Below are 5230 nucleotides of genomic sequence, written 5' to 3'. Positions count from 1 at the left end.
GCATATCCAATCGACCAAGAGAAGAGTGCTAGGATATTTCCCAATCTTCAATTCCTGAAGGGTTTTAACCAGAGGTAATTATCAATTATCCATTATCAATTATCAATTAATGAACTCAGCGATCTAAAACCTGCTATATGATTAAGGCAATAGTGGAGAAGTAGAACAGGAATACTCTAAAATTAACAACGCCTACAATAAGAAAGAAACAATTGAAAGTTATGGCAAAACTGCAATTAAAAAATCTTAGAAAACAATTTACTCCTAATGTTATTCCTGTTAAGGACATCAATATTGAGGTTGAAGATGGAGAGTTTTTAACCTTATTAGGACCTTCTGGATGTGGAAAATCAACCCTACTAAGACTCATTGCAGGTTTAGAAACACCCACTCAGGGTAGAGTAATTATTGGCGATCGCGATGTCACAAACGTAGCACCAGGCGATCGTAACATTGCAATGGTATTTCAAAGTTATGCTCTATATCCTCACATGACAGTCTTTGAAAATATTTCTGCCTCTCTGAAACTCCGCAAAATACCTCCAGATGAAATTCAGCAACGAGTCAATAATGTTGCCCATAAACTAGATTTAGGGAACTTACTAGCTCGCAAACCCAAGGAAATGTCTGGGGGACAAAGGCAACGGGTGGCATTAGCTCGTTCATTGGTACGAAACCCCGAAGTATTTTTGTTAGATGAACCCCTGAGTAATTTAGATGCGTTATTGCGGGAACAGGTACGGGCAGAATTAAAACAATTATTTAATTCTCAACAAAAACCCGTAGTTTATGTAACTCACGACCAAACAGAAGCAATGACTTTATCCAGTAAAGTAGCAATTTTATCTGATGGTTATTTACAACAACTTGATGTTCCCCATCAAATTTATACTTCCCCAGCAAATAAATTTGTTGCTGGTTTTGTTGGTAGTCCGCAAATGAATTTACTAACTCTTAAATGTGAAGAAAATTATGCTATTTTGGGAGATTGTAAAATTGATTTACCAGATTTTACTACCAGAAAAAAACAAATTATTATGGGTATTAGACCGGAAGATGTGCGTTTTTATCGGGCTAAAAATTCAGGGATTACTATTCAAGGAAAGGTAGTTTTAGTCGAAGATTTAGGTAAGGAAAAATTATTAATTTTAAAGGTCGAAAATTCAGCAGAAAATATCAAAGTTCTAGTTCCTTATGACCAAACTTGGGATGAGTTAGTAACTTTAGAATTACCTACTAAACAAATTCATTGGTTTGATGTGGAGTCAGGCGATCGCTTATTACAATAGTTATCTTGTCAAACTCCAAAAAACGGGGTTGATGGTTCGAGCAAGAAATAAGTTTTCAAGCCTCCCATTTTCAGGGGATAAAAAAGAAAATTCAGTATTTCAAGCCTCTGGCTTTATCCGGAGGTACTGATAACTGATAAATGGTATCAAGCTCTTTTTCAATTAAGAATAAAAATTACTACCCAATAATGCTGTTGCTTGTGTCACATCTACAGGTTTAGAAAACAAAAATCCTTGACCATATTCACATCCTAAATCCTTCAGTTGAGCCAACTGTGCCTCAGTTTCTATCCCCTCTGCTACCACATCCAACCCTAGACTATGAGCTAATGTAATAATAGCTCGCACAATCTCATAATTTTCTCCATTAACTCCCATATTTGTCACAAAAGATTTATCAATTTTCAGAGTATTAATAGGAAAACGATGTAAATAACTTAGAGATGAATATCCTGTACCAAAATCATCGACACTTAACTGCATTCCCAAATCCCGTAGATGAGATAAAACTTTAGTAGCAGACTCAGCATTATCCATAACCACACTTTCTGTGATTTCTATTTTTAATCCTTGAGGATCGATACCTGTCTTTTGCAAAATACGTTGAATTTGTAAAATTAAGTTAGATTGGGAAAACTGTTTCCCAGAAATATTAACAGCTATAGTAAGGTTAGTTTGAGAATCAATTTTTTGCCATTCTTGTAGTTGACGACAAGCTTCCCAAAATACCCACTGACCCAGAGGAATAATCAAACCCGTTTCTTCTGCGATCGGGATAAACTTTACCGGAGGAACCATACCGCGTTCAGAATGTCGCCACCGTGCTAACGCTTCAAACCCTACTAAATTGCCTGTAGATAGAGAGATAATTGGTTGATAATAGAGTAAAAAAGTATTGGAAGTAGGGCACACAAATTCTTCTAGCATCTCCACAGTTTGACGTAAGTCACGCTCTAACTGCATCATTTCTGTAACATAGCTGCGCATGTAACTGGTAAATACCAGATAACTTCCTTGATTTTGCGCTTTGGCTTGATCCATCGCAATATTAGCATCTCGCAGTAGATCCCCTGCCCATTTATAATTATGGGAACCTATGGCAATTCCGATACTAGCAGTAATAAAGAGTTTATGACCATCTAATTCTAGAGGTTGAGCGATCGCTGTTTGTATCAGATTTGCTAAACCAATGGCATCTTCTTGATCGTAAACTCTTTCTAAGAGAATAACAAACTCATCACTACCTATTCGTGCTACCGTATCTCTTAATCGTAAACAAGTTTTGATTCGTTGAGCAATTTCAATTAGGAGTTTGTCTCCCATGGAGTGACCGTGACTTTCATTAATAATCTTAAATCGATCTAAATTAATCGTAAGTACAGCAAACAAATCAGAAGGATTTCTGTGTGTGTGTGCCAATGCTTGCTGTAATCTATCCATTAATAAAGCTCTATTTGGCAAGTCTGTCAGACTATCATACAAAGATTGACGTAGCAGTTTTTCCTCTACAGATTTTTTTTCTGTTATATCATGGCAGTTAATTACAATTCCCTGAACTGATTCATCATCAAGTAAATTCATTACCACAGCTTCAAATATACACCAACTACCATTTTTATGGCGGACTTGATATTCATCTAACCCCCGGCGTGCTTTCGGATATTGTTTTACTCCCTCTATTACCTGTTCCATCCACCAGCTATCGTTGGGGTGAATGAACGCTAATACAGATTTGCCAATTAATTCTTCTGAAGTGTAACCTAAAATTCGTTCTTGGGAGGGACTAACATATTGATAAATGCCATTACTGTCTAAAATATGAATAATATCTGTGCTATTTTCGATAAGCGACCTAAATCTTTTTTCATTTTCCCGTAGTAGTTTCTCTGCTTGCTTACGTTTTGTAATATCTGTGCTGACAGCAACAAACCCAGTAATTTTATCTGTGGCATCTCTGATGACATCTATCCGCATCAAAATCTGGATGATTTGACCGGTACGACTCCGACAGGTAACTTCTCCATTCCACGAACTTCCACTCATCATACTGTCAGATATTTCCTGAGTTACTCTTTTATCTATTATCAAACTTAGTAACCCACCAATAGCATTTACTTGTGCTACATTTTGATAATCAAAAAGTTGAGTAAATGCTCTATTTTGAAAGATATGATTGCCCTCAGCATTAGTCATACTAATTGCTTCGCTGCTACTTTCTATCGCTTTACCTGTAAGTGCTAGAGCTGTTTCTGTTTCCCTAAGCTCAGTAATATCAATTCCCACAGTACACGCTGCTTGACCCTGGTTGTATTTTTGAGCAACTATGAGATATTGACCTACAGCTGAACTCATTTCATGCACAATAACTGTGGCATTACTAGCAAAAAAATTGCGAACAAATTTGGTAAAGTCTGTATCATCTCCACTCAAAAAGCCGATATTTTTACCAATAAATTCTTCAGGAGCCATATTATATATTTTAGCTAAATGTCTATTAACTCCTAAATAATGTAAATCAGAACTAATCCAAGACACTAATCCTGGTATTGCTTCTAAAAGTGTTTGTAATCGCTCGTCTGCTTCAGAGATTTCTAATGAGTGGGATTTTTGTGATTTATTATTGGAATTAATAACTTGAATATCATGGGGAATTAATATAACTTTTTCTTTATTAACTGGATAGATACTGGCGTTAAATTTCACCTGTTCTTCTCCTATTTGACATTTATGTTCAATTTCTACTTGACGATTTGTTTTTAAACAAGTTTTAATATAATTACTCAAAATATTTTTCTGAGTATTTTCAAGAACTTGACGGATCTGAACTTTCAGGGGGTTATCCTCTCGAAAGGATAATTCCCCATCTACTGGAATACTTTCTAGAAAGCATCCTGTTTGATCCAACACCCAGATACAAGTATTCATTAAAGCAAACATAGAATCCATAAAGAGTATGATTTTTGCTTCAATTCTAAGTTAGTTAATTTTAACTAATTAACTAACTTAGAGTTGATAATGCTGATAGACATGATTCAGCTACAGAAGTACAAAAATTAATTTTAACATTAACTTAGTGCTATAAATAAGATGTTATACTAAATACTAATAACTTTAAGTCTAGTCACCTTTACCCATTAGTAGAAGGTTTATAGGTAGTATGAGAATTTTATTAAAATCAGTCCTTGCCAGATTCAAGGTTTTACTAGGAGCAGTTCCTCTAATTGCTACAACATACACGGTTGGTACATTAATTCAGCCGAGAGTAAGTTTTGCTATCAGTCAAAACAGAGATAATTTATCCCTAGTAAATACACTTCTAGTGTCTACTCAAAACATATCACAACAAAGTTATAATGTCAATAAAAATAACTTAGAGTTAAAGCATAGCAATGATTTTATTCTCTCTCAAACTCAAAATATTAATACTTCTGAAAATTCACAGTTGAAAAATTATGTAAATGTTGTTCCAGACAAACATCAAGGAGCAAATTTTCCTAATCAAAGGAAAACTACTAATACTAAAAATAATCAATTCGGAATTGAACAAGTTAACACCACCCAGCTCTCTGCACCAGTCAATTCTATTATACCCCGACCCCAACCAGTCTTAACAAATGTTCTCATGCAACCTCTGGCGCCTGCACCAGTCAATTCTATTATACGGCGACCTCAACCAGTCTTAACAAATGTTCTCATGCAACCTGTGGCGCCTGCACCAGTCAATTCTATTATACCCCGACCCCAACCAGTCTTAACAAATGTTCTCATGCAACCTGTGGCGCCTGCACCAGTCAATTCTATTATACCCCGACCCCAACCAGTCTTAACAAATGTTCTCATGCAACCTGTGGCGCCTGCACCAGTCAATTCTATTATACCCCGACCCCAACCAGTCTTAACAAATGTTCTCATGCAACCTGTGGCGCCTGCACCAGTCAATT

General features: G+C 36.0%; 3 protein-coding genes. 2 read left to right on the top strand and 1 reads right to left on the bottom strand.

Annotation, left to right across the window (positions count from 1 at the left end):
• Positions 1-221: 221 nt before the first annotated feature.
• Positions 222-1289 (top strand): ABC transporter ATP-binding protein, encoded by a 1068-nt coding sequence (locus ACP6PL_RS10570; RefSeq protein WP_426545217.1) that lies wholly within the window; start codon positions 222-224, stop codon positions 1287-1289.
• 162 nt (positions 1290-1451) lie between these two features.
• On the opposite strand, the gene ACP6PL_RS10565 is transcribed toward ACP6PL_RS10570, so the two are convergent.
• Positions 1452-4235, bottom strand: coding sequence for an EAL domain-containing protein (locus tag ACP6PL_RS10565; RefSeq protein ID WP_426545216.1), 2784 nt, complete (start codon positions 4233-4235; stop codon positions 1452-1454).
• Between the two features lie 211 nt (positions 4236-4446).
• On the opposite strand from ACP6PL_RS10565, the gene ACP6PL_RS10560 reads away from it, so the two are divergent.
• A partial coding sequence (locus ACP6PL_RS10560; RefSeq protein WP_426545215.1) for a hypothetical protein occupies positions 4447-5230 on the top strand: 784 nt, incomplete at its 3' end.

It is taken from the genome of Dapis purpurea BLCC-M126 (assembly GCF_050015975.1).
Lineage (GTDB): Bacteria > Cyanobacteriota > Cyanobacteriia > Cyanobacteriales > Microcoleaceae > Trichodesmium.
The sequence above is the reverse complement of the archived record's forward strand: the minus strand, read 5'-3'. Positions and strand labels throughout refer to the sequence as shown.

What these genes read in the sequence shown, in the direction of transcription:
- ACP6PL_RS10570 (WP_426545217.1), top strand. Translation starts at nt 222, where the DNA reads ATGGCAAAACTGCAATTAAAAAATCTTAGAAAACAATTTACTCCTAAT.
- ACP6PL_RS10565 (WP_426545216.1), bottom strand. Translation starts at nt 4,235, where the DNA reads ATGGATTCTATGTTTGCTTTAATGAATACTTGTATCTGGGTGTTGGAT.